Raw genomic sequence first — 24,846 nt, 5'->3', positions numbered from 1 at the left:
GCCCCGCCGAATCAGCCCGTCGCGCGGCACGGCACGACGAAGAACCAGCCCTTCGGCTCGTGCTCCAGCCGTACCTCCTGGGCGCCCGCGGCACACTCCGCACGGGCTTGCGCGAGGCTCTCGTCCCACGGAACGCCCTTCAGCACGGTCTCGGGTGCCTGCAGGTGCGAGAAGATGCTGACGACCACGAGGATCCCGACGAGCCAGCGACTGCCACCGACCACCGCGCGTGCCCAGGTCGCGGCCGGTGTCGCGGCGAGTCCCACGAAGATCGCGGTGAACAGGAACAGGCACGGCGCGATGCTGTAGCGCTGCCCGGCCATCACGACGCCGGGTGCCTGCACCTGCAGGGCCTGCGACCAGTTCAGCACCAGGCACGCGACGATGACGATCACGCTGTACGCGGCCGCGACCAGCACCAGCGCCCGTCCCGCGCGGTCGCCGAACCGCAGTCCCGCCGCCATCGGCACGGCCGCGGCCAGCAGCGCCAGCACGATCACCAGGTTGCCGTGCGCCGGGTAGAACTCGCTGACCCGCTCGGACCCCGTGAACGCCACCACCGGCACCCGCAGCAGGCTCGCCAGCAGCACCTGCACCGGGTCGACCTCGTCGTGCGAGTACGGCGTCCTGGTCGCGAACACCATCGCCGCGGCCTGGACCGCCAGACCGGCGAGGAACGCGATCGGCACCTCCTTGCGCGGCAGCAAGAGCCGCACCAGCGCGATCGGTGCCAGGACGAACACCAGCGGGCTCGACACCGCGGCCAGGAACACGAACACCGCGACCGGCACGCGCGGGGCGTTGCGCCACAACAACGCCCAGAAGGCGCCGTAGAGCAGGAACCAGTGCAGGTTCGACATGTTGTTCAACGTCTCGGAGTTGCCCGCCGGCAGCACGATCACGAGCGCGGCCAGCGCGAACCGCAGCGGCGTCGACCTGAGGTACGCCTTCGAGCCCGCGAACGCGACCAGCGCGACCAGCGCCCGCAGCACCGCCGCGGCGACGGCGAACCCGGCGGCGGTCCACTCGATCGGCAGCACCGCCACCACCTGGGCGACCAGGCGCGGCAACGTGTGCAGGTAGCCGCCGTACGGCTCGATCAGGTTCGACAGCGCCGGTGACCGCACCGCGTCCACCATGAACCTGGCGCCGTCCTCCGCCCACAGGTGGTCCAGCCGGGCCCAGCCGGCCGGGATGAGCAGCAGGAACGCCACCGAGGCCAGGAACGCGCCGGCGAGGCCCAGCCACGCCCGTTCGTGCGGAGGGTCGGCGGGCAGCGGGATCACGCTGTCCGCGAGAGCCCTCGGTCGCTCGATCGTCGCCGTCATCGGTCCCCCATGTCCATTTCGGCCTGGGGAGAACGTACCGGTCAGCGCAGCGCGAGATCCGGCAGCCGCTGGTAGCGCGCCCACTCCTCGGCCGACACCGGCTGGACGGCCGACGAGTTGAGCGTCGCCACCGCGGCCGATCCGACCACCCACAGCTTGTTGTCGAGCACCAGCCCGACGACGCCGTCCGGGGCGATGACGGCGGGTGCCCCTGCGGGGACCCTGACCGCGACCGGCAGCGAGTCGGCGACCTTCGGGCGGGCGCCGAGCACACCGCGGGCGAACTTCTCGGCCACCGAGCGCCGTTCGAACCGCACGAGCTTGCCGCCCACCACCACGTCCGCCGTGCGTTCGGGGGAGGGCAGCGCGAAGCCCTCCAGCACCCGTGCCTCGTCGAGGGTGGCGCACCCCTTGAGCCCGGTCGCGTCGAGACCGAAGTGCCCGATGTTCGTGGGCGCCCCCGAGCCGCTCACCCCGGTCGCGCGCAGCACGTCGAGGGACACCCGGCCGCACGGGTCCGTCGAGTTGACCGGCGCGTGGCCCTCCGGCGTCCTGACCAGGCCAGGGCCTTCCTTCCAGGCACCGGGGATCACCACCGGCTCGAACGGGTGGCGGGTGAAGTCCTTGTTCCAGAACGTGACGGTGGTGCCGTCGTCGGTGGAGTGGGCGATGGCGAACGCGGACGCCGACTCGATCCACATCCAGTCCGCGCTGAACGCCTCGACCACGGACCGGGTGCGGGGCTGGTTGGCCGACGGCACGGGCTTGAAGCCCTGCGCCCCCAGCGCCTCGACGTCCTTGCCGAACAGCGGGTCGCGCGAGCGCAACACGTACTGACCTGCGCCGTTCTGGTGCGAAGCGAGGCCGGTGGTGTCGGTGAACATCAGGTACACCCAGCCGTCGAGGTAGATCGCCGACTGCTGGCCCGCACCGTAGGTGTTCTGCCGGATCGTGTCACCGGCCGGAGCGATGATCGACTGATCGCCGTTCTCCCGCGTCCAGTTCAGGCCGTCCTTGCTGGACGCGACCCCGACCGAGCTGCCGTTCGCGTGGTTGTCGCGCGACGCGCCCGTGTAATACATGTAGTAGGTGTCGCCGATCTTGATCAGCGACGGGTCGCACGTGTGCATCGCGTCGAAGCTGGTGCCGCTGCCGGACAACACGGCGCGCGCCGCGCTGAACGGGCCGTCCGGGCCGGGGCCCTCGCTGTAGAGGATGTCGTCGCCGTCCGGCTTGGCGCTGCCCACCTGGCTGCACCACCAGGCGCGGACCTTGCCGCCCTCGACCATCACGGCGGGTGCGTAGTTGTAGACGGCGTCCTCGCCACCTGCGACGACCGAGCCGGGGCTCTGCCTGCCGTTGCTCACCGCGAGCTTGAGGTCGATCCTGGGATCGGCCCGCGGCGGTGGCGGCGGAGCGCTGTCCGACGTGGGCGGACGCTGGTCGGGCGGGGCGCCGACCGGGTCGCCGGCGGCCGCGTTGGTGCAGGCCGTGACCGTGCCGAGGAGTGCGAGCGCAGCAAGCAGCGCGGGAGGTCGGCGACTCAGGGGCACTCACCCATCATAGTGATCAAGTCCTCCGCACGGGTGAAGTCCGCGTTGCCCGGTCCGTTTCAACTGGCGGGCGGGTGTTCGCGGACCGCGCACCTGCGGCGGAACCAGGCGAGGAACTTCGCCGGGTCGCCGTCCTGGCGGATCGCCGAGACCGCGCCGGTCAGGGGGAACATCGCGGCGTGCGTGCGGGCGCGTTCGTACAGCTCGGGCCGGATGCGGCGGACCAGCGGCCAGCCGTAGTTCGCGAACGCGGCCGCGTCGAGCGCGGGATCACCCGCGCAGGCGAAGTCCCAGTCGATGATCCCGCTGATCCTCCCGTGCTGCCAGCGCAGGTTCACCGGGGCGAGGTCACCGTGCACGAAACCCGTCACCGCGGGTAGCTCCGCGTAACGCCGCAGCACCCCGGAAGCCTGGTCGCGTTCGTCGTCGGTGAGCAGCGGGAAGACGAGCTCGGTGATCGTCTCGGCCGTTTCCCGGCCACCCGCGTGGTACAGCGGTTCGTCGAGCAGAGCGACGAGCTCCGGATCGAGCTCGACCGCGGCGAGCGCGTCGAGGACCTCGCGCACCGCCTCGTCGCTCGCGGTGTCCGCCGGTTCGCCGGGCAGGTACGAGATCACGACGTGGGCCCGTCCCAGCGGCAGGTCCAGCCGGTCCTCGACCACCTCCGGCACGGTGAAGGGCAGGCCGAGCCGCCCGATCCGCACGAGCGCCCGCGCGCGTCGGCGTGCGTCGGGCAGGTCGGCGCGGGGGAAGCGGGCGACCCACTCGCCCGGCACCACCACGGCGTCGTTGAACATTCCGCGCGCCAGTTCGGCGCCGGGGGTCCTGAGCAGCTCGTCGAGTTCCATCACACCGTGGTTACCAGCCACTGACCGAACACCACGGCCGGCACCATGATCAGGTAGAGCGTCACCGGCCGGCGCGGAACCTCCGAAGGTGGGCGCACCAGCTCCCCGCGCGCACGTCCCACCTCCAGCGCTTCGGTCAACGCGGCCTGGTTGCGTCCTCTGCGGGCGGCGTATCTCTTGGAGATCTTCGACCACAGCCATGCCTGGTCGAATTCCCACTCCTCTTCACCGTCATCGGCGAAAACGATGTGAATCCGGTTGAACTCCTCTTCGAACCTCGCGATCCCGCTCCAGCGGTACACCGAGATCGTGAACGGCCGGACCACGGCGATTCCGCCGTCGTTCCACACCAGCCGCGGTCTCAGCCCGGATCGCCAGATCATCTCCATCAGCGGCAGCCCGACCACGAGGATCACCGCCCAGGCGGGAATCCAGGTGGGCAGCCGCACCAGCTGCGCAGCGGGGACGATCGCGGCGCCTGCTGCCAGCACCACGGCCGCGAAGTAGTTGATGAGCGCACTGCGCCGGATCTCGTGCAACGTTCTCCCATGCCGTGGAAAGGGGGGCCGGTAGACGTGCCACCGGCCCCACCCTACTCAACCGTTCGAGCCGGCAGCTCTACCGGTAACGAGCCTTGAACTGGTTCTGCCTGTTGAACTTCGCGCGTTGCTTCAGCGCCCAGAACATTCCGGGAGTGAATTTGGTGCGAGCGTTCTTGTAATTCTTGAGGAAGCCGCCCTTGTGGCCGCGCGCCACGGGCCACTTCTTCTGGGCGTACTTGGCGACCGCGAATCCGCGCAGGCCGGTGAGCGCCCCCGAGATGCCTCCTCGCAGGGTGTGAGCCCACACGTTCTCGCTGCGGCGGTTGACGTACCAGTTCGCCGCGCCGAGAGCTGCGCCTACCGCGAAGCCGACGCCGACCGCACACCCGATTCCCGCGGTTCCGACGCAGACCAGGCTGACCGCGACACCGGTCACGACGCCGCGCACGTACTTGTTGTCGAGGGCCTTCTTCGCGAAGTTCTTCGTCGCGTTCCAGGCCTTGCCCCAGTCCGGCCACCGGCCGTCGAGGTCGGTGTCGTTGATCGGGTCGCCGTTGACGTAGTCGTAGTCGTTGGCGGACCCGCCGTCCACCGGGTCGATGGAGAGGAAGCGGCCGAGCAGCGGGCTGTACGGGCGGGCGCCCATCTGCACGAGCGACAGCGCGCCGGCGTGCTCGTACGGGCGCTGGTGCTGTCCGAGCCAGCCGTTGTCCATCTGGCCGGGCTGGTTGTCCGGCACGTTGTCCGGGTCGACCGTGCCGTCGGACTTCAACGGCTCGCCGAACGGCGTGTAGCGCCGCAGGTCGCCGACCTGGTTGCCCGCCGCGTCCGTGGTGAGCGTCAGGTCGCCGCGGACGGTCGGGTGGTCGTGCGTGCGCACGTCGCCCTTGATGGTCAGCAGCACCCCGCCGGGCAGCGAGATCGACCGCGACAGGACCTTCTTCGTCGCGTCCATCACGAAGTCGGCGGTGTCACCGGAACCGGTGTAGCCGTAGAGCAGCACCGAGTGCTGGTCGCCCAGCGACGCACCGCGGCGGACGATCCGGTCGGTGGCGTCGCGCTGGTACGCGACGTCCGCCGGGTCCGTCCCGACCGAGCGGGCACCGATGTTGCGGCCCGCGCCGTCCCACGAGAGGTGGGTGGTCGACCCGCTGGAGGTGAACTCCAGGGTGTTGCCCTCGTCGTCGTACTTGACGTTCGTGACCGCCGAGGCGCCCGCGGTGCCGAGGAGCTTGTCCGACGCGTCGTAGCAGTAGCCGGTCTCGGCCCTGCCCGACGCGGTCTCGTCGACCAGCCTGACGCGGTTGGTGTTCAGGCCCGCGTTGCCCACCGCACCGGACGGACAACCCGCGGGCGCGCCCGAGGTGAAGTCGTAGGTGTAGTGGTGGCCGTGCACCCACGCCTCGGTCAACCGGCCCGCCGCGTCGTAGACGTAGTTCGGCTGGCCAGGGCGGGCGTCCACGCCGCCGAGGGTCTCGTCGACGATCGTGCCCGCACGGCTGCGGGCCACCGTCGACGTCACCTCCGCGCCCGAGGCCGTCCGCCAGGTGAGGGACGTCTCCCTGCCCGCGGCGTCCCTGCCGACCGCCGACAGCGACGTGCCGTTGGCGTACGACACCGAGGCGATCTCGCCGGCCGCGTTGTGCGTCGTGGTGGCGAGCACCGAACCGTTGAGCGACGTGGACTTCAGCCTGCCCGCGTCGTCGTAGGCGAACGTGCTGGTCTGCGCCGCGTCGAGCGGCGGGGTGACCGTCTCGGACACCGAACGACCGATCTGGTCGTACTTCGTCTCGGTGCGCACGCCGTGCAGGTCGGTGTGCTCGACGACCCGGCCGAGCAGGTCGACCTTCGTGGTGACCGTGCCGTTGTGGTCGGTCGCCGACGACACCAGCGGGTCACCGTCGACGGCGTGGTTCGTGGTGACGGTCCGCTCGCCCGACGAGGAGTTCGCCGGGTACTTGACCGACACGACGCGGTCGCGCTCGTCGTAGGTGGTGCACTTCCACCTGCCGGCCGTGCCCTCCGCGACGACCCGGCCCGACGCGTCGTACACCTGCTCGTCGACGCGGCCGGACGCCAGCTTGGTCTGCTTCGCGAGACCGCCCTGGTTGATCGCCTCGACCTCCGGGGTGCAGGGGTTGTCCCGCGTCTCGGTGTCGCCGTAGAAGGAGTAGCTCGACTGCGCGCCGTTGGGCATGGTCTTGCCCGTCTTGCGCAGGTAACCGGTGCCCACCGCCTCGTAGCCGGTGCGGTGGGTGAAGCCGGCCGTCACCGTGCTGGTCGCGAGCCCGTAGGCGGCGTCCAGGCCGTTCTCGGTGTACTTCGTCGTCGTGACGGAGTCGGGCACCCCGTTCGACTCGGCGCCGACCGTGGAGGTGGTCAGGCCGTACTTCGGCCTCAGGTTCGCCGCCGGCACGACCTGCTGGGTGCCACCGGGGGTGGTCCAGTGCAGTTCGAGCTGCGCCAGGCTGGCCAGGTCGTAGTACTCGACCCGGATCTTCTTCACAGCGCCCGCCGACGGGCTGTTGACCGTCGCCTCACGCCACTTCGCGCCCGTGTCGATCCAGTCGTCGATCACGTTCGCGTCGTCGACCCAGACCCGGACGCCGTCGTCGGCCACGACGCGGAGCTTGTAGTTGCCCGCCTCGGGGAAGACGATCTCACCGGTCGCGCGGAGGGAGTAGTTGTCCGCGGGGATGCCGGTGACCGGCGCGCTCTCGCCCCAGTTGGCCGCGAACGAGCCGTCCGCGGCCAGCCCGGTCCGGTACACCTTCGGCGCGCCGACCAGGTTCTTGTTGTCGTAGAAGGACACGGCGAGGCCGTTGATGCCCTCGTCGTAGTTCGTCCTCGTGTGCGGCACCGTCGCCGCGCACTCCGGCTTGGGCAGCTGGCCGTTGAAGCACGACGCGGGAGCCGGGCCGTACTTGTCGGTCGGCCGGTCCTGCGCGTCGTACACCGTGGTCGACACGCGGCCCGCGCCGTCCGTGGTGGTCAGCTCCTGGTCCTTCACGCTCCACGTCGACGACGCCGTCTTGCCGGTGGCGTCCGTGCTGGACAGCAACCGGAAGGCCTCGTCGTAGACGACCTTCGTGACGAACCCCGTGGCCGGGTTCAGCCCGTCGGCGTCCACATAGGACGTCCGGTTGGCCGGGTCGTAGCGGTAGCCGTGCCGGGTGCGCTCGACGTCGGCCGACGTCTTCGGCTGGTACACCTGGCGGGCGACCGGCTTCGTCGCCGTGTGGTCGACGTAGTGGACGATGTAGTTGGCGCGGTCGTTCTCGCGGTTCGCCGGGTCCCGCGAGACCCAGTCGGCGGCACGGCTGTCGCGCAGCCCGTCGAGCAGGCCGTTGGACGTGAAGCTGAACTGCGTCAGCTCCTTGCCCGGGTCCTCCACCGCCACGAGGTTCCCGCGGTGGTAGTACAGCTTGGTCTGGCTGCCGTCCCAGTAGACGATGCGGCAGAGCATCTGCGACGGCGGCAGGCGTTCCGCGTCCGGTGGGGGAGTTGCGCCCGCGTAGCAGTCGTCGCCGGGGCGGTTGTAGTACAGCCGGTGCGAACGCCCGGAGACCGGATCCCTGATCTCCTTCAGCCGCGAGGGAGATCCGTCGTAGATGTTCTGCAACGCGGCGGGTTTGCGGGTGTCGGTCGCGGTGGACTGCGACTCCAGCTTGCCCTCCGAGCTGAACACGTACACGTCGGTGCCGTAGGTCAGCGTGACCCGGCCCGCCGTGTCGAGCGCGATGACGCCTTCCTCGCCGTTGGGCGGGGTGTAGCCACCGGCGGACTTCTTGGTCCACGTGTGCTTCGCACCGCTGCCGTCGGTCAGGACGATGTTCTGGTCGGTGACCTTGGCCTCGGTGTAGCTCGTGCCGCTGCCGTCGAGGTCGGCGCTCAGCGTCCAGCCCTTGGGCAGTGCGGGTAGGTCCGAGGAGTGCAGCCAGTCGGCGGGGATGATCTGCGACGGCACGGTGGTGCCGTCCGACGTGCGGGTGAACAGGCGCAGGTACGCCGGTCCGCCGACCTCGGCGAGCTCGACCTTGATCGGGACGCGCTGGCCCGCGGTCAGCTGGACCTCGGTCGCCACGCCCCAGTTGACGTCGCTGCAGCACCCCTGGTCGTAGACGGAGTTGCCGTTGACCCACACCCGCAGGCGGTCGTCGTGCACGCCGGCGAACTGGTACTTGCCGGTGGCGGGAGCCTGGAAGTAGCCCTCCCAGCGCGCCACGAACCAGTCCTTCTCCAACGCCGGCGCGAACGGCGAGGTGTCGCCCCAGTCGACGTTGACCTGCGGCTCCGTGCGCACCAGGACCGGCTGCTGCTGGGCGCCGATCTCACCGTTGCGCGACAGGTCCGGGTAGTACGACGCGCGCAGGCCCTTCTGCTCCTGCTGCTGCGAGTTGTACGTCATGTTCAGGCCCGCCGTGCCGCCGACCGTGGTGAACGTCGGCGACTCGACCGACGTGGTCACGTTGCCGTTGGCCAGGTTCACCGAGATCGGGCCGAGCGTGTCGACCGGAGCCGGGCCGCGGTCGCCGATGCGCTGGTCGACCTTGAGGTGGAACACCGCGCTCGGGATCATCGACGTCGCACCGCTGAACGCCTTGGCCTGCCAGGTGTACGCCACACCGTCCTGCAGGACGCCCGGCGGCACCGTCCACGAAGGACTGTCGAGGCAGCCGGAGTCGACCACGACGCCGGACTTGGCGTCCGCGCCGGTCGCGACCGTGAAGCAGTACTTCACCGGGTCGCCGTCCGGATCGCTGACCCGGTTGACCGCGAGGGTCGGCGTGGTGTTGGTGATGACGCTGTGGTCCGCCGGGCCGACCAGGGTCGGGGCCGGCGGCGCGGAACCCGTGTCCACGGTGAGCGTCGCGGTGGCGTTCTTGTAGGTCCAGACGTTCGGGGCTTCGTGGCCGACGACCATGAACGTCGCCATGTGCTTGATGTCCGCGATGTGCTGCAGGAAGCTCACCAGGCTGTCGCCGGTGAGCGTGCCGACCTGGCCGACGTTGCCGGTCGCCAGGTACCCGCCCAGACCGTTGAAGTCCAGCGCGGAGGCGTGGTAGAGGTGCGCGGGCCAGGTCTTGTCCGGGCTCAGCGGCGAACGCTGGTTCTGGACGTCGAGCTTCGCGCCCACGATGCGCTTGCCGTACAACGACTCGTAGTTGAAGCGGATCGAGCTCCGCCAGTACTTGTCGCCGCGGTCCAGCGCGTTGCCGATCTGGACGCCGCAGTTGGTGCACTCGTAGCCGTCGGACTTGTACGACTCCGCGTACGCGACGCCGAAGGTGAAGGTCGGGTCGACGCTGACCGGGTAGACCCGCTTCGGGTCCTTCAGCCACGCGTCGTCGACGGCGACCGTGAGCGTCCAGTCCTTTCCGGACTTCTCGACGGTGTAGGTGCCACCGGTCTGCGCCGGCGGCGCGGTGTCACCGCTGCCGGCCGAGTCCCACGTGACGATCGGCGGCATCACGATCTTCGGGGTGCCCTGGCCGTCCCTCAGCTCGACCGTGCCCTGCTCCGTCACGGTCGGGGTGAGGCCGCCGGCCTTGAGGACGAACCGCCACTTGTTCGTGGACGGCACCTTCTTGAGCTTGATGGTCTCCTTGACCGACCCCGGCGTGACCTCGTAGGTCAGGTCGGTGTCGGCGGCGACGTCGGTGTACTCCGCCGTCGCGTCGGCGATCCTGGCGGTGCTGCGGGCCTTGCGCTCCGGCGCGAGCGAGACCTTGTGGCCGTCGAACTCGACGTTCACCAGCGCCGGGTCGTCCGCGGTCGCGGCGAGCGACGGCTTGAGCGGGTGCTGCTTCGCCCTGACCCTGCGCGTGGGCACGTCGGCCGTCAGCGTCGGGTCGATCTTCTGCCACTCACCGCGGGCGTCCTTGACGTTCAACGGTTCCGTGGACTGCCGGAGGCTCCGCGTGCCGTCCGGGTTCGCGTACTCCTCGGCGAACATCGACCTGGAGGCCAGGGTGGACCTGGCCGGATCGAAGCTCGACCCGTGCTCCCGCTTCGCGAGCGGGCCGAAGTCCGCTCCAGGGTTCGCCGGCGCGGTGGCCGGTGCCTCGACCTCGGCGCCCTTGAGGACGGGCAGCGAGGTCGGGTCGACGGCCGTCGCCTTGGGCGGCGGCGCGGCGAACGCGGGTACGTGCACCAGCGAGAACGCCAGTGCGGCGACTAGTGACGCGGCGATGCTCCGTGTTCTGAGCACACGGAAGTGCCGCGTCGCAGAACGACGCGTCATGTGTGATGCCCCCAGTTCCCGTTCGGGAAGGTCGCGCGTGTCCCCCGACGTCCACGCAGTGGTCGAACGGGATGAAGAATCCCCGATCGCACGGAATCGGACAAGAGGGAATCAAGCGATGAAGCGCACAGAAGGTGCGAACTTCATAAAACTGAGGGTGGAACGTGCGCGGTCGTCGGAAAACGCAGGTACCCCAGGCCGGGGGAGTGGCCTGGGGTACCTGGGTGGAGCTGGATCAGACGTCGTAGCGGTCCGCGTTCATGACCTTGTTCCACGCGGAGACGAAGTCCACGACGAACTTCTCCGACGCGTCGTCACTCGCGTAGACCTCGGCGACGGCGCGCAGCTCGGAGTTCGAGCCGAACACCAGGTCGTTGCGGGTGGCGGTCCACCGGACGGCACCGGTGGCGCGGTCGCGGCCCTCGAAGTTCTCCTGGTCCTCGGTGACCGACTTCCACTCCGTCTCCATGTCGAGCAGGTTGACGAAGAAGTCGTTGGTCAGCGTCTCCGGCTTGGCCGTGAGCACGCCGGCCTGCGAGCCGCCGTGGTTCGCGCCCAGCACCCGCAGACCACCGACGAGCACGGTCATCTCCGGGGCGGAGAGGCCGAGCAGGTTCGCCCGGTCGATCAGCAGGTACTCGGACGGCAGTGGGGTGGCCTTGTTGCCGTAGTTGCGGAAGCCGTCGACGACGGGCTCCAGCACCGCGAACGACTCGACGTCGGTCTGCTCCTGCGTGGCGTCGGTGCGGCCCGCGAGGAACGGCACCTCCACGGCGTGACCGGCGGCCTTGGCGGCTTGCTCGATCGCCGCGGCACCGCCGAGGACGATCACGTCGGCCAGTGAGACCTTCTTGCCACCGGTCTGGGCGGCGTTGAACGCCTCCTGCACGCCTTCCAGGACGGGCAGCACCCGCGCGAGCTGGTCGGGCTCGTTGACCTCCCAGTTGCGCTGCGGCTCCAGGCGGATGCGGGCACCGTTCGCGCCACCGCGCTTGTCGCTCTGGCGGAACGACGAGGCGGACGCCCACGCGGTCTTGACCAGCTGCGAGACCGAGAGGCCGGTCTCCAGGATCTTGGCCTTGAGCTCGGCCACGTCGGCGGCGTCGATCAGCTCGTGGTCGCGGACCGGCAGGCGGTCCTGCCAGATCAGCTCCTCCTGCGGCACCTGCGGGCCGAGGTAGCGCTGGATCGGGCCCATGTCGCGGTGGGTCAGCTTGAACCACGCGCGGGCGAACGCGTCGGCGAACTCCTGCGGGTTCTCCAGGAAGCGGCGCGAGATCGGCTCGTAGATCGGGTCGAAGCGCAGCGACAGGTCGGTCGTCAGCATCATCGGCGTGCGGTTGAGCGTGCCGTCCTCGGGGTCGGGCACCGTGTTGGCGCCGGCGCCGTCCTTCGGCTTCCACTGGTGCGCGCCGGCCGGGGACTTGGTGAGCTCCCACTCGAAGCCGAACAGGTTCTGGAAGAACAGGTTGCCCCACTGGGTGGGCGTCTGGGTCCAGGTGACCTCGAGGCCGGAGGTGATCGTGTCGCGGCCCTTGCCGGTGCCGTGCGTGCTGATCCAGCCGAAGCCCTGCACGTCCATCGTGGCGCCCTCGGGCTCGGCACCGACCAGCGACGGGTCACCGGCACCGTGCGCCTTGCCGAAGGTGTGGCCACCGGCGATGAGGGCGACGGTCTCCTCGTCGTTCATGCCCATGCGGCCGAACGTCTCGCGGATGTCGCGGGCCGCGGCCAGCGGGTCCGGGTTGCCGTTCGGGCCCTCGGGGTTGACGTAGATCAGACCCATCTGGACGGCCGCGAGCGGCGACTCCAGGTCGCGCTCACCGCTGTAGCGGGCGTCGCCGCCGAGCCACTCGGTCTCCGGGCCCCAGTACACGTCCTCGTCCGGCTCCCACACGTCCGCGCGGCCACCGGCGAAGCCGAAGGTCTTGAAGCCCATGGTCTCCAGCGCGCGGTTGCCCGCGAAGATCATGAGGTCGGCCCAGGAGACCTTGCGGCCCCACTTCTTCTTGACCGGCCACAGCAGACGGCGGGCCTTGTCCAGGTTGCCGTTGTCCGGCCAGCTGTTGAGGGGAGCGAAGCGCTGCATGCCCGCGCCGGCGCCACCGCGGCCGTCGTGCGTGCGGTAGGTGCCCGCGCTGTGCCACGCCATGCGGATCATGAACGGGCCGTAGTGCCCGAAGTCCGCCGGCCACCAGTCCTTCGACTCGGTCAGGACGGCGTCGACGTCGCGCGCCAGCTCGTCCAGGTCGACGGTCAGGAACTCCTTGCCGTAGTCGAACTCACCGCCCATGGGGTTGGCCTGGACGGGGTGCTTGCGGAGGATCCGGAGGTTGAGCTGCTTGGGCCACCAGTCGCGGTTGCCGCCGCCCTCGGTGGGGTGGCTCAGTCGCCCGTGCGCGACCGGGCAGCCGCCAGCCTCCTCCACGTTCAGCTCGCTCACCTTGGCGTCAGTGCTGTCGGACACGGGAATCCTTCCGGGTGTTCAGGAACTTTTCGCGGCGGTCGTGCACCTGGGGCAGGTGCCCCAGTAGATGACCTCGGCCTCGTCGATGACGAACCCGTGGTCGTCGGATGCGTCCAGGCAGGGCGCGGCGCCGGTGGCACAGTCGACGTCGGCGATCGCTCCGCAGGATCTGCACACGACATGGTGGTGGTTGTCCCCGACGCGCGCCTCATAACGCGCGACGGAGCCCTGAGGTTCGATGCGGCGCAGCAGGCCGGCTCCGGTCAGCGCGCGGAGCACGTCGTACACGGCCTGATGCGAGACCGCGCCGAGGTTCTGACGCACGACACCGATGATCGAGTCCGTGTCGGCGTGCGGGTGTTCGTGCACCGCGGACAGCACAGCTATCCGCGGAGCCGTCACCCGAAGTGACGCTCCACGCAACATGCGCTCGAAGTCGAAGGCCGTGGGCACGGGACCCACCCTGCCGTCTTTTCTGGAGTCAGTCAAGTTAACGAACGATGCAATTCACTCGACCAGGTCATCGCCGCACGGCGGACATCGCGTCGGCCAGTCGCCGGACGCCCTCGGCGAGCACGTGCTCAGGTGCGCCGCCGTAGGTCAAACGGAGAAAGCCGCCAGGAGGTTCAGCGGCGAACCACGGCCGGCCGGGGAACACCACGACGTCGCGCGCCGCGGCGGCCGCCGTCAGCTCCAGGTCGTCCACGTCGGGCGGCAGCTCCGCCCACAGGTGCAGGCCGCCGGACGACCGCGCGAGCTCGAACTCCGGCAGGTGCTCGCGGACCGCGCGGGCCAGAGCGTCGCGCCTGGCCCTCAAGGACTGCTGGAGCGTGCGCAGGTGCCGGCGCCAGACCGGTGACGTCACGAAGCCGATCGCCGCCTCCTGCAGCGGTCCCGCGACGTACAGGTCCTGTTTGGACCGCGTGTTCTTGAGCCGGGTGCCCGCCGGCCCGCGGGCCCCGATCACGGCGACCCGCAGCCCCGGCGCGGCGACCTTCGTCAGCGACCGGACGTAGACGACGTGCCCGTCGGTGTCCTGCGCGGCGAGCGTCGGCGGCGCGCTGCCGTCGATCGTGAAGCCGCGCGCCCAGTCGTCCTCGACGAGGAACGCGCCGGCCCTGCGCACGATCCGCATGACCTCGGGCCGTCGTTCGCCGGACAGAACGGCGCCGTGCGGGTTCGCGTGCAGCGGCTGGCAGTAGAAGAGCTTCGCGCCGGTCCGTTCGAACGCCGCCTGCAACAGGTCCGGCCGCACCCCGTCGGAGTCCGCGGGCACCGGCACCACCTTGAGCCCGGCGTCGCGCGCCGCCGCGATCGCGCCGAGGTAGGTCGGCGACTCGACGAGCACGGCGTCACCGCGGTCGCCGAGCCCGCGGAACACCGTGGCGAGCGCCTCCTGAGCGCCGGCGCACACCGTCATGTCCCCGGCCCTGAGCTCGCCGCCCGCCTCCTTGGCGAACCACGCGCGCAGCTCCTCCCTGCCCTCGACCGGCACGCGACCCCACGAGGCGGGCCGGCGGGCCGCCCGGCTGAGCGCGGCGCCCAGCGCGTCCGTCGGCTGCAGATCCGGGTCGAGGTACCCGCTGGACAGGGGGATGGCCTCGGCCTTCGGCACCGCGAGGAGGTTCGCCACCAGCTCCTCGCCCGGCCGCCCCTCGCCGAGCGCGACGGCCTGCCACGACAGGTCCTGGCTGCCGGTGGCGGCCTGCCGGGCGACGTAGCTGCCGCGCCCCGGCCGCACCTCGACGAGCCCCTCGGCCGCCACGCGCTGGATGGCCTGCTGCACGGTCGCGGGTGACGCGCGGTGCCTGGTCATCAGGTCACGCACCGACGGCATCCGATCGCCCGCGCGCCCGGCCTGTGCGGTGGCTCTCAGGTCCTCGATAACGCGGGCGGCTGCGTTATCCTCATTCATGAGAGCCAAGAGTAACGTTATCGTGCCAGCGGGGGTAACACTCGGCGCGCTCGGCGTGCTGGGTTTCAGCTTCTCCCTCCCGGCGACCCGCCTGGCCGTGGCCGGACTCGACCCGTGGTTCGTCGCGTTCGGCCGCGCCCTGGTCGCCGCCGTACTCGCGATCGCCTACCTCGCGTCGTCCCGCGCCCCCTTCCCGTCGGTGCCGCAGCTCCGCCGCCTGGTCGTAGTCGCCGCGGGCATCGTGATCGGCTTTCCGCTCTTCACCTCCCTGGCGCTCACCACCCAAACCTCGGCCCACGGCGCCGTCGTGATCGCCGTGCTGCCGATGTCCACGGCGATCTGGGCGGTCGTCCGCGCCTCCGAACGTCCGCCCACCGCCTTCTGGCTCTCCAGCGGTGCCGGCCTGCTCGCGGTGCTGGCGTTCGTGGCGACCGGTGGAGGTCTCTCCGGTTCCCTCAGCCTCGCCGACGCCTACCTGCTGATCGCGGTCGTGTTGTGCGGCCTGGGTTACGCGGAAGGCGGCGCACTCTCCCGCGAACTGGGCGGCGCGCGCACGATCTGCTGGGCGCTGGTAGTCGCGCTCCCCGTGACCATCCCGGTTTCGCTGTACACGGCGGACTTCTCCCGCGCCACCCCGGTCGTCTGGCTCAGCTTCGCCTACGTGACCCTGATCTCGATGTTCCTGGCCTTCTTCGCCTGGTACGCGGGCCTCGCCGCGGGCGGCGTGGCCAAGATCGGCCAGATCCAGCTGGCCCAACCGGTCCTGACGCTCCTGTGGTCGGCCCTCGTCCTCGGCGAACCGGTCGGCTGGCCCGCCCTCGCCACCGCCGCGGTCGTGGTCGTCTGCGTGGTCCTGACCCAACGCAGCCGCGTCGCCGCCCAACCGCAGCTCGTCCGCTGAGAGCCCGGAATTGTCAGACCCTCCTGCCATCCTCGACCCATGCCGATCGAAGTGGCGAGCAAGCGCCGCAAGGTGACCCGCCCGGACGCGCTGGTCGTCGACGTGACCTCCCGCGGCCCCGACCCGTGGGTGCGCTTCAGCCCGTTCTACCCGCACGGCCAAATCCCGGTCCCCATGTCGCCAGGCGTCACAAGCGAATCCGTCGAGGGCGTCTGGCAGGCGCTGAAGGTCTTCGAAAGCTCCGATGTGGACCCGTCCAAGCTCGCGGTGACGTCCATGAAGGGCCTGAAGCGCACGGTCCGCCGCTTGGGCCAGGTCCGCGGTCACCGCGCGGGCCTGACCGGCGACCGCCTGCTCGACTACCGCACCGCCCGGCACGAGATCTACCTGCCGACCTACCGCTGGGTCCTGGAGAACCGGCTGCGGGCCGAGGTGGCACGGCTGCGCGAACTGACCGAGTCGGCGCACGTCGTGCTGCTCGACTACACGACCAACGGCGACGTCGACGATCTGCGGACCCCGCTGTCCCACGCGGCGCTGATCGTCGACCACCTGAGTTCCTCGGTTGAGGACACCGGCCGGATTTATACTGCGGGCCTTCGGCTTTGGGGGTCGGCAGTGGCTGCATCGAACAAGGAACTCTTCAAGATCGTGGACGGGCTCGCCGAGGCGAAGCGCTCGTCCGGGCAGCAGTACGACACCTTCCGGGTGCGGGGCAAGGTGTTCGGCTACTACTGGCCGCGCACGCAGACCGTCGGGCTGAAGCAGACGTTGTCCGAGCAGCAGGCGTTGGTGGCCGAGCGGCCGGACGTGTTCGAGGAGCAGTTCACGTCCGGCGGGTTCGGGTGGGTCGTGGTGTACCTGGAGGGCATCGAGGCCGACGAGCTCGCCGAGCTCGTGTTCGAGGCTTGGCGGTTGTCGGCGCCGGAGGATCTCGTGGCTCAGGTGCCGGATCTCGCGCGCTGACGGACGTCGGGCGCTGACGGGTTTCGCGCGCTGACAGGCGTCGGGCGCTGACGGATCTCGCGCGCTGACGGATTTCGTGCGCTGACGGATCTCGCGCGCTGACGGACCTCGCGCGCTGACGGACCTCGCGCGCTGACAGGCGTCGGGCGCTGACGGGTTTCGCGCGCTGGCGGGTTTCGCGCGCTGACGGGCGTCGGGCGCTGACGGGCGTCGGGCGCTGACAGGCGTCGGGCGCTGGTGGAGGTCTGGGCGGGAGCTGCCGGTGGTTGTCGGTCGGGTGGGCTTGTGGTTCGGGTGCTCGGCCTGGTGTGTTGACGGGGCGTCGGACGCCGGCGTGTCCGTACCCGACGCAGGTGCCCTTCACCGAGCCCAGGCGTCAGCCGTCAGGGCTGGCGCAGCTGCAGGCGGGAGCCGTCGGCGAACGTCAGCCGCACCACCGGGCGGGCCGGCAGGCTGCAGCCCGTGAAGACCGTTTCCAGCGACCGCACGGCGGTGCGCGGGATCTCCGCGAACGTCGTGAAGACGTTGGCGGGCTTGGCCTCGAACAGGTGGGTCGGGTACACCACGGCCACGCGCTGGTCGCTCACCGCCAGCCGTGCGTTGCCGCGGCCGAAGGCGAAGTGGTCGGCCAGTTGCACTGCGAGGCTCGACGTGGCGGGCGCCTCGACCCAGTAGCCGAGCGTCGGGTCGTCGAGCCAGTCCTGCGGTGACGGCGGCGCGGGGAGCGGCCAGCGCAGTTTGCCCAGGTCCAGTGGCGGCATCGGGCCGGCGGCTGTCCACGGCACGTGCAGCGAACCTCCGACGACGCCGCCGACGTAGCCGATGACCGGTGGCAGGCCGAGGACCAGGTTCTCGCCGCGGCGCAGCCAGTGCTTGGTCAGTTCCTTCTGCACGATCCGCGCATCGGCCTCGGCCGCGGTCGGGGGTTCGAGCAGGAACTCGAAGCCCGAGCCGTCCACCAGCACCACGCGGCCCGGCTGGGCCTCGGCGATCTGGGCGCGCGGGATTTCCAGGATCACCCGGTACTCGGGCACGGCGATCGGTTCGCCCTCGACGTGGTCGCCGAACTTCATGCGGTTGTCGGTGAGGATCTTGCCGATGTCCTTGCCGAACCCGATCGCCTTGCCCAGCAACGAGCTCGGCTGGGGTTCCGCAGCGGCTGCCTCGGCCCGGACGGCGATCACCAGCCGCTCGGACGTCAACGCCCACAGCCGATGTGCGCGCGTGCCCGGTTCGAACTGCGACAGGGCGCGCACCGCGAGCGAGTCACCGGACGGGCCGAAGACCAGGTGGTCGGCCGCAGGGGCCTTGTCGGCCGAAGACTGGTCGCCACCACCACCGCTCAACATCGTCAGCGCGAGCTCGCCCGCGCCGCGGCCCACGGCCGACAGGCCTCGGGTGAACAACGACCGGCCCGGTGCGCCGAGCTTGTCGAGGCCCTCGACGGCGTAGTAGAAGGTCTGCCGGTACATCGCCCAGACCAACGACTCGCCGGCCCGGCAGACCTGCTGCCGGGCGACGTGGCCGGGGCCGAGTGGTGCCGAGAAGATCACTCGTACTCGAATCCTCGGTTCATGGCGTCGGTCCGCTCCTCGTCGGAGGACGGGTCCTGGGCCTTGTTGTAGCCGTACTTGATGCCCTGCTCCATCGCGAGGCCGGGCGCGTTCTCCATGACGCCGTTGGTGATGGCGGTCGGCACGTGGCCGGTGCCGCTCAGGCCCGCCATGCGCAGGCCGGTCTCGGCGAGGGTGGTGGTCAGCGAGTCGGCGCCCGGACCGTCCACTCCGAACCTGCCCGCGAACCTGTTGCCCGTCTTGGACGCCATGGTCGCCGGGTCGGCCTTGGTGACGATCTTGGCCAGCGGGTGGCCGTCGACCTTGCGCATCAGCCACTTCTCGGCCTTGTTGCCGTTGCGCAGGTCCTCCGCCTTCTCGACCAGCTTCTTCAACGGGCCCTTGCGCAGCTTCTGCAGCAGCTCCTCGAGCTTCTTGATCAACGGCATGAGCTTGCCGAGCAGCTGCTTGACCTTCAGGCCCAGACGCGCCATCGTGCCGGTGACCTCGGCGGTGGTGGCGACGCCCGCGGCGCCCATCGAGGCGCCTGCCGTGATCCACGAGGCGGCCAGCGCGGCCAGCCACTCGATGATCAGGCCCATCACGAGTTCCTGCAGGATGTCGATGCAGGTCTCGACGAACGCGTCGAAGAGGTCGGCGGCGAGGTCGAGCATCTGCTGCAGGCCGCGGATCTCGTTGGCGAACGCGTCGGTGCCCTCGCCGAACTCGTTCATCTGCTGGCGGAACTTGTCGCCCGCCTGCCCGGTCCACGGCTGCGACGTCGCGGCGGCCCGGTTCTTCTCGTGCTCGCCGGAGGACTGCACCCAGTCCGCGACCTTGCCCCAGCCCGTCGCCGTGCTGCGCATCTGCTCCGGGTCGCCGATCGCGGGTTCGAGCACGAACTCGACGATCGGGCTGATCACGATACCGATCAGGAAGCCGAGGCCGTTGTCGATGAACGACTGGCCGGGGCTCATCACGAGCTGCAGCTGTTCCATGCGCGCGTTGACCGCCGCGATCGCGACGTCCGGCGGGCTGCTCGCCCGTGCGATGTCGCCGCTCGCGCTGACCCACGAGCTGCCGTAGCCGGCGTTCTGCTCCAGGTAGCCCTTGCGACCGGCGTCGCCCGCGCCGTTGAGGTCGGCCAGCGTGCCCGGACCACCGCCGGAACCCAGCTTCTGCAGGCCCTGGTGGATCGCGTCCTCGACGTCGCGGTAGGTCTGCGCGGTCTGCTCGGTGCGTTCGGCCACGCCCTCCAGGAAGGTCTTGGCCTTGTTGGCCATGTCCTGGCATTCCTGCAGGCTCTCGAAGTACTTGAACGCGAGCAGCTCACCGAGCGGGCCGAAGCAGTCGTCGCTCACGCGGGCCTGTTCGAGCAGGGTCGCCAACTGTCCGAAGTGGCCGGCGGCCTCCTTCGAACCGGAGCTGTGCGCGAGCAGCGCACCGCCCTGCACCTGGAATCCCGTCATTCCCCCATCACCTCAGGATCGAGTTGCCACCGAAGTCGTCGTCGTCTGAGACTGGCGCGGGCCTCGGACGGTTCCCCGGTGCGGGCCTCTGCATGTGCGGGGGAGGCGGTGGCGGTGGCGCGTACTGCTGCTGTTGCTGTGGTTGCTGGGGCGGCGCGTCCGGCAGCATCACGCCGGCGTGCGCGTTGAACGCCTCCTTGAAGCGGTCGGCCTGGTCGCCCAGCACCGGCGCCACGGTCTCCTGCAGCATCTGCGCGGCCTGCTGCGTCGCGGCCCTGATGGTGGCGAGGATCTCCTGCTGCAGCTGCGTGTGGCTGTACTTCATCGCGTTGGGACTCAGCTGCAGGCCCAGCACCGCACCCGACGGCGCGACGGTGACCGTCACCGAGCCGTCGCCGCTGCGAGCCTGTCCGCGCAGTTCCGAGATCTTGTCCTTGAGCTGGCCCGCCCTGGCGGCCTGCTCGGAGAACGAACGGATCTTCTCCTCGAGTTGTGCCCTCCGGTCCGGCACCGCGACCCCTTCCCCAGTTTTGCGAGCAGGTCGGTCATCACGCTAGCAACCGGCTCTGACAGTCCACTGACGGTCACCGGAACAGGATGCGGCCGATCTCCGTGTCGGTCTGCCGGCCGGCGTCGTAACCGCCCTGGCCCCTGAGGTTGTTCATGATCGCGACCGTGTACCGCGCGTCCTGGCCGACGAACCCGACGGAGTTCATCACCCAGCCGCCGTCCTCTTCGGACCAGCCGTTCTTGTTGCCGGAGTCCGGTCCCCAGACGCCCCACTGCTGTTCGGGGCCGACCTGGCGCATCTGCCCGACGATGTAGGCGCGGTCGTCCGCGGGCACCCGGTCGAGCACGTAGTTGATCAACCGGTCGAGGTCGTTCGTCGTGCACTTCTGGAAGCCCCAGTAGGGGAAGGTGGCCGAGTAACCCCGTTGCGGCGCCAGATCGGTCATGCCGTACTTCGGGAACGCGGCGTTGAACGTCGTACCGGAGTAGCGCTTCCACAACGCGTCGGCGGCGTCGTCGTCGGAACTGTGCAGCATCGCGGTCATCAACCGGCGGTCGTCGCTGGTCAGCGTGATCGCGCCGGACCGGTTGCGCTCCAGCAGGTTCACCACCATCGCGAGCTTGATCGTCGACGCCGTCCACGTCATGTCGCCCGCGTGGTCGTTGCGCCACGTCGCCCCGGTCTTGCGGTCGCGCAGCACGATGCCGACGGTGCCGGGCCTGGTCTGGGCGTAGGCCTGCGCGTCCTTGATGCGCTTCTGGAACGCGCAGTCGAAGCCGCTGTCGGGCAGCACGCAGACCTCGGTGGTGGTGACCGCCGCGGCCGGCGTCTGCGGCGGCGGCTGTGACGGCGAGGTGGACGACGGCGAGGTCGACGACGGCTGTGAGCTCGTGACGGCGGGCGGTTCCGCCGTCACGGCGTTGCTGCACGCCGTGAGGGCGAGCGCGCACGCAACAAGGACCGGACGGAGCATGTGCCGCACGCTAATGGGTCCGATCGGCGGTAGTCGACCGCCATACGGACGTGCCGATCAAGTCGGGTCGAAAGTCAAAGATGTTTGACACGATGTCCGGTTCGTTTTACCTTGGTCGTGTCAGGTTTCTTTGACATCGGGAGCGACGCGATGGCGGTCGAGGAGAAGCGGGCGTGGGCCTTGGCCGTGTCCGCCGTGGTCGGTTATGTCGTGTACGTGTTGCTTGTCCTGAATCACATGGACGGGCGGCCGCTCGCGGAGACGCCCTACGCCGGCGCGCTGCTGTGGACGATCGGGCTCGGCATCGTCATCGGGATCGTGTCCGGCATCTGGTTCGGCATCGCCGCGCGCAACGACGGCCTGCAGGTCGACGAACGGGACCGCGAGATCGGCCGGTTCGGCGACCACATCGGTCAGTCGTTCGTCGTCATCGGTGGCATCTCGGCGATGGCGCTGGCGATGTTCGAGGTGGCGCACTTCTGGATCGCCAACGTGCTCTACCTGTGCTTCGTGCTGTCGGCGCTCTTCGGCTCGATGGCGAAGATCGCGGCCTACCGGCGGGGAATGCGGTGAAGCCCACGAAGGTCACGAACTCCATCCGCGCCCTGCGGTTCGCGCGCGGCGAGATGAAGCAGGCGGATCTCGCCAAGGCCATCGGGGTGACGCGGCAGACGTTGATCGCCATCGAGCAGGGGAAGTACTCGCCCTCGCTGGAGGTCGCGTTCAGGATCGCGCGCGTGTTCGGGGTGTCGCTCGAAGAGGTTTTCCAGTACCCGGAGGAGGAAGAGGCGTGAAGGCTGTCGTACAACGAAGATACGGCTCGGCGGCGCTCGGTGAGCTGGACGTGCCGGTGCCTGACCGGGGCGAGGTGCTGCTGGAGGTGCGGGCGGCCGGCGTCGACATGGGCACCTGGCACCTGCTGACCGGGAAGCCGTACCTGGTGCGGTTCATCGGGTTCGGCGTGCGCGGCCCGAAGTCACCGGTGCCCGGTCGCGACGTTTGCGGTGTGGTGAAGGAACTCGGCCCGGACGTGACCGGGTTCGAGGTCGGCGACGAGGTGTTCGGCACCTGCCAGGGGTCGTTCGCCGAGTACGCCGTCGCACCGGTCGCGCGGCTGGCCCGCAAACCCGCCGGGCTCTCGTTCGCGGAGGCGGCCGCGGTGCCGGTCTCGGGCGGGACCGCGCTGCAGGGACTGCGTGAAGCGCAACCGGGACAACGGGTTCTGGTGCTCGGCGCCGGTGGTGGCGTCGGGTCGTACGGGGTGCAGATCGCGCGAGCACTCGGTGCACACGTGACGGGCGTGTGCAGCACGCGGAAGGTGGCGATGGTGCGGTCGTTGGGCGCGCACGAGGTCATCGACTACACCGCGGGAGACTTCACCGGCACGTACGACCTCATCCTGGACTGCGGCGGCCACCGGTCGTTGTCGCGGCTGCGCAAAGCGGTGACCCCGCGCGGCACGGTGGTGCTGGTGGGCTCCGAGACCGGGGGACCGGTCACCGGAGGGTTCGAACGGGCGTTGCGCGCGGTGGCGCTCAATCCCTTCGTGCCGCAGAAACTGGTGCCGCTGATGTCGGCCGAACGCGGCGAGGTCTACGACGAGCTGCGCGTGATGATCGAGGCGGGCACGGTCAAGCCCGCGCTGGACCGGACTTTCCCGCTGTCCGAAGCCCTGAACGCGATCGACCACGTCTACTCACGACGGTCGGCCGGCAAGGTCGTCGTCACGATCTGACCGCCGATCACCACGGTCGTGACGTTGCGCAACGCCGTGATGTCCCGCATGGGATCTCCTTGCACGGCAATGATGTCCGCGTCCCAACCGGGTCTCAGCACGCCCTTGCTGACGCTCAGCGCCCTCGCCGCCTGGCTCGTGGCGGCGGCCAGCGCGGCCGCGTTCGGCACGCCGCCCTTGACGAGGTCGGCGACGGAGACCCCGATGATGCCGTGCGGCTTGGCGGGGCTGATCCCGCCGTCGGTGCCGGCGACGGTTTTCACGCCGTGGTCGTACATCCTGCCCGCCGTGTCCACCTTGCGGGCGTAGCTCATGCCCACCTCCGCCCACAGTTCCAGCAGCTGAGGCGGCGGTTCCGCCACGGTTCCCAGCGTGTGGCAGACGAAGATGTCCGCCTCGGCGATCGCGTCCATCAGCTCGACCGGGACGTGGATGCCCTTGTCCGTCAGGCACGTGCAGTGCTCGATTCCGTCCACCCCCGCGGCCACGGCGCGTTGCACCGCGTCGAGGCTGTGGGCGTGGGCCGTCACCGGGAGGCCGTGGCGGTGGGCCTCCTCGACGACCACGCGCAGTTCGTGCTCGGTGAACTGGCATCCGCTCACCGCGGTACCCGCCGTCGTGAACCCGCCGCTGGCCATGACCTTGACGACGTCGGCCCCGCGCTCCACCCGTTCCCGCACGGCCCGGCGCAGCTCGTCCTCACCGGCGGCTTCCCCGCCCATCGACCAGCAGTGGCCCTTCGTGCTGGTGATGGGAGGACCGGAGGCGAGGACGCGCTGCCGGTGCCGGTCCCGCTGCTCGACGACGGACCACTCGTGGTCGCCCAGGTCCCTGACCGCGGTCACCCCGGCCCGCAGCTGCCGGTCGAGGCTCTCCCCGATCACCGCGTCGCGTTCCTGAGCGGTGTAGGAGGCGAGCCGGTCGAGCGCGCCCGGCCGGCCGTCGCCACCGAGGTGGACGTGGGTGTCGATCAGTCCGGGTAGGACGGTGGCGGTGCCGAGATCGACGACCTCGGCACCCGGAACGTCCGGATGGCCCCGCTCGACGGCCTTGATGACACCGTTCTCGGTCAGGACCGTGATCGGGCCGGCGAGCGAGTGCTCACCGTCGAAGGCACGCCCGGCCCGCAGCGCCAGCATCGGCACATTTTGAGCGCCGGATTCGGAGAAATCAACGCTCAGCGGGCGTGCGGCAACGTGAACGAGTCGACCTGCGGCAGGTCGTGACCGAGCCGGTCGCGCTTCGCCGTCAGGTACGCGATGTTGTGCGGGTTCGGCGCCATCAACGACGGCACGCGCGCGGTGACCGGGATGCCGTTGCTCTCCAGCGCCGCGATCTTGTCCGGGTTGTTGGACATCAGGCGCACCGACTGCACGCGGAGGTGGCGCAGCACACGTGCGGCGGGGGAGTAGTCGCGCACGTCCACGGGCAACCCGAGCGACGTGGCGGAGTCCAGCGTGTCCAGACCGGCGTCCTGCAGCACGTGCGTGCGCACCTTTGCCACCAAACCGATGCCGCGGCCCTCGTGACCGCGCAGGTAGATGAGGATGCCGCTGCCCTCGCGCACGATGGTGTTCAGCGCGGCGTCCAGCTGTTCACCGCACTCGCACCGCATGGCCCCGAAGATGTCACCGGTCATGCACTCGGAGTGGATGCGCACCAGCACGTTCTCGCGCAGCTTGGTCTTGCCGTAGACGAGGGCCATGTGCTCGTGGCCGTCCGCGCGGAACGCGACTGCGCGGAAAGTGCCACGGCGGGTCACCAGGTCGGACTCCGCCACGTCCTCGTCGTTGAAGGCCTGTTCGAACATCTCGGTCCCCTCGTCCACCTGGCGCCTCCCG

Annotated in this window: 19 protein-coding genes and 1 pseudogene; 6 read left to right on the top strand and 14 right to left on the bottom strand. The window is 70.1% G+C overall.

The genetic code is table 11. The features are described 5' to 3' along the window. Positions 1-11 precede the first annotated feature (11 nt). From ACWEIJ_RS34130 to ACWEIJ_RS34095, 8 genes are all read right to left on the bottom strand, one after another. Positions 12-1,328, bottom strand: coding sequence for a hypothetical protein (locus tag ACWEIJ_RS34130; RefSeq protein ID WP_449841352.1), 1,317 nt, complete (start codon positions 1,326-1,328; stop codon positions 12-14). Between the two features lie 41 nt (positions 1,329-1,369). After that, positions 1,370-2,881 (bottom strand): beta-xylosidase, encoded by a 1,512-nt coding sequence (locus ACWEIJ_RS34125; protein ID WP_449841351.1) that lies wholly within the window; start codon positions 2,879-2,881, stop codon positions 1,370-1,372. Between the two features lie 59 nt (positions 2,882-2,940). After that, complete coding sequence (locus tag ACWEIJ_RS34120) at positions 2,941-3,729, bottom strand: phosphotransferase (RefSeq protein ID WP_449841350.1); 789 nt, start codon at positions 3,727-3,729, stop codon at positions 2,941-2,943. Next, positions 3,729-4,268, bottom strand: a complete 540-nt coding sequence (locus ACWEIJ_RS34115; protein WP_449841349.1) for a hypothetical protein — start codon at positions 4,266-4,268, stop codon at positions 3,729-3,731. The genes ACWEIJ_RS34120 and ACWEIJ_RS34115 overlap by 1 nt, the downstream gene beginning before the upstream one ends. 79 nt (positions 4,269-4,347) lie before the next feature. Then, on the bottom strand, positions 4,348-10,482 hold the full coding sequence (locus tag ACWEIJ_RS34110) for a PA14 domain-containing protein (RefSeq protein WP_449841348.1): 6,135 nt from the start codon (positions 10,480-10,482) through the stop codon (positions 4,348-4,350). A 268-nt stretch (positions 10,483-10,750) separates the two neighbouring features. Further along, positions 10,751-12,982 (bottom strand): catalase/peroxidase HPI, encoded by a 2,232-nt coding sequence (gene katG / locus ACWEIJ_RS34105; protein WP_449841347.1) that lies wholly within the window; start codon positions 12,980-12,982, stop codon positions 10,751-10,753. A gap of 18 nt (positions 12,983-13,000) precedes the next feature. Beyond that, positions 13,001-13,435: a Fur family transcriptional regulator gene (locus ACWEIJ_RS34100; RefSeq protein ID WP_449841346.1), complete on the bottom strand. Its 435-nt coding sequence runs from the start codon at positions 13,433-13,435 to the stop codon at positions 13,001-13,003. A 67-nt stretch (positions 13,436-13,502) separates the two neighbouring features. Next, the gene (locus ACWEIJ_RS34095) at positions 13,503-14,897 is read right to left on the bottom strand and encodes an aminotransferase-like domain-containing protein (protein WP_449841345.1); all 1,395 of its coding nucleotides are present in this window, start codon (positions 14,895-14,897) and stop codon (positions 13,503-13,505) included. A gap of 22 nt (positions 14,898-14,919) precedes the next feature. On the opposite strand from ACWEIJ_RS34095, the gene ACWEIJ_RS34090 reads away from it, so the two are divergent. From ACWEIJ_RS34090 to ACWEIJ_RS34080, 3 genes and pseudogenes are all read left to right on the top strand, one after another. Then, positions 14,920-15,798 (top strand): DMT family transporter, encoded by an 879-nt coding sequence (locus ACWEIJ_RS34090; RefSeq protein ID WP_449841344.1) that lies wholly within the window; start codon positions 14,920-14,922, stop codon positions 15,796-15,798. Positions 15,799-15,837: 39 nt separating this feature from the next. Beyond that, a pseudogene (locus ACWEIJ_RS34085) lies at positions 15,838-16,329 on the top strand (DUF6939 family protein); the annotation flags it as partial. A gap of 87 nt (positions 16,330-16,416) precedes the next feature. Beyond that, on the top strand, positions 16,417-16,764 hold the full coding sequence (locus ACWEIJ_RS34080) for an MmcQ/YjbR family DNA-binding protein (RefSeq protein ID WP_449841405.1): 348 nt from the start codon (positions 16,417-16,419) through the stop codon (positions 16,762-16,764). A 383-nt stretch (positions 16,765-17,147) separates the two neighbouring features. On the opposite strand, the gene ACWEIJ_RS34075 is transcribed toward ACWEIJ_RS34080, so the two are convergent. The 4 genes from ACWEIJ_RS34075 to ACWEIJ_RS34060 form a co-directional block, all read right to left on the bottom strand. Continuing rightward, on the bottom strand, positions 17,148-18,317 hold the full coding sequence (locus ACWEIJ_RS34075) for a hypothetical protein (protein WP_449841343.1): 1,170 nt from the start codon (positions 18,315-18,317) through the stop codon (positions 17,148-17,150). Then, positions 18,314-19,786, bottom strand: coding sequence for a WXG100 family type VII secretion target (locus tag ACWEIJ_RS34070; protein WP_449841342.1), 1,473 nt, complete (start codon positions 19,784-19,786; stop codon positions 18,314-18,316). Before ACWEIJ_RS34070 ends, ACWEIJ_RS34075 begins: the two co-directional genes overlap by 4 nt. 7 nt (positions 19,787-19,793) lie before the next feature. Next, positions 19,794-20,297, bottom strand: coding sequence for a YbaB/EbfC family nucleoid-associated protein (locus tag ACWEIJ_RS34065; RefSeq protein WP_449841341.1), 504 nt, complete (start codon positions 20,295-20,297; stop codon positions 19,794-19,796). A gap of 73 nt (positions 20,298-20,370) precedes the next feature. Next, positions 20,371-21,270 carry a tat pathway signal sequence gene (locus tag ACWEIJ_RS34060; RefSeq protein WP_449841340.1) on the bottom strand — a complete coding sequence of 300 codons (900 nt, stop codon included), beginning with the start codon at positions 21,268-21,270 and terminating at the stop codon, positions 20,371-20,373. 150 nt (positions 21,271-21,420) lie between these two features. Between ACWEIJ_RS34060 and ACWEIJ_RS34055 the strand changes: the two genes are divergently transcribed. From ACWEIJ_RS34055 to ACWEIJ_RS34045, 3 genes are read left to right on the top strand one after another with little or no spacing between them, the layout of a single operon-like run. Further along, entirely contained in the window at positions 21,421-21,843 is a 423-nt protein-coding gene (locus ACWEIJ_RS34055; RefSeq protein WP_449841339.1) for a hypothetical protein, read from the top strand. Between the two features lie 53 nt (positions 21,844-21,896). After that, positions 21,897-22,064 (top strand): helix-turn-helix transcriptional regulator, encoded by a 168-nt coding sequence (locus tag ACWEIJ_RS34050; RefSeq protein WP_449841404.1) that lies wholly within the window; start codon positions 21,897-21,899, stop codon positions 22,062-22,064. Further along, the gene (locus tag ACWEIJ_RS34045) at positions 22,061-23,005 is read left to right on the top strand and encodes an NAD(P)-dependent alcohol dehydrogenase (RefSeq protein ID WP_449841338.1); all 945 of its coding nucleotides are present in this window, start codon (positions 22,061-22,063) and stop codon (positions 23,003-23,005) included. Before ACWEIJ_RS34050 ends, ACWEIJ_RS34045 begins: the two co-directional genes overlap by 4 nt. Here ACWEIJ_RS34045 and ACWEIJ_RS34040 read toward each other — a convergent pair. Next, positions 22,963-24,144 carry an amidohydrolase family protein gene (locus ACWEIJ_RS34040; RefSeq protein ID WP_449841337.1) on the bottom strand — a complete coding sequence of 394 codons (1,182 nt, stop codon included), beginning with the start codon at positions 24,142-24,144 and terminating at the stop codon, positions 22,963-22,965. The two genes, ACWEIJ_RS34045 and ACWEIJ_RS34040, sit on opposite strands and share 43 nt — an antisense overlap. Before the next feature lie 38 nt (positions 24,145-24,182). Then, complete coding sequence (gene ribA, locus ACWEIJ_RS34035; RefSeq protein WP_355437418.1) at positions 24,183-24,833, bottom strand: GTP cyclohydrolase II; 651 nt, start codon at positions 24,831-24,833, stop codon at positions 24,183-24,185. Between the last annotated feature and the right edge of the window lie 13 nt (positions 24,834-24,846).

The organism is Lentzea sp. NPDC004789 (assembly GCF_053601075.1).
Note: the sequence above shows the minus strand (reverse complement) of the source record. Positions and strands in the feature narration are given on the sequence as shown.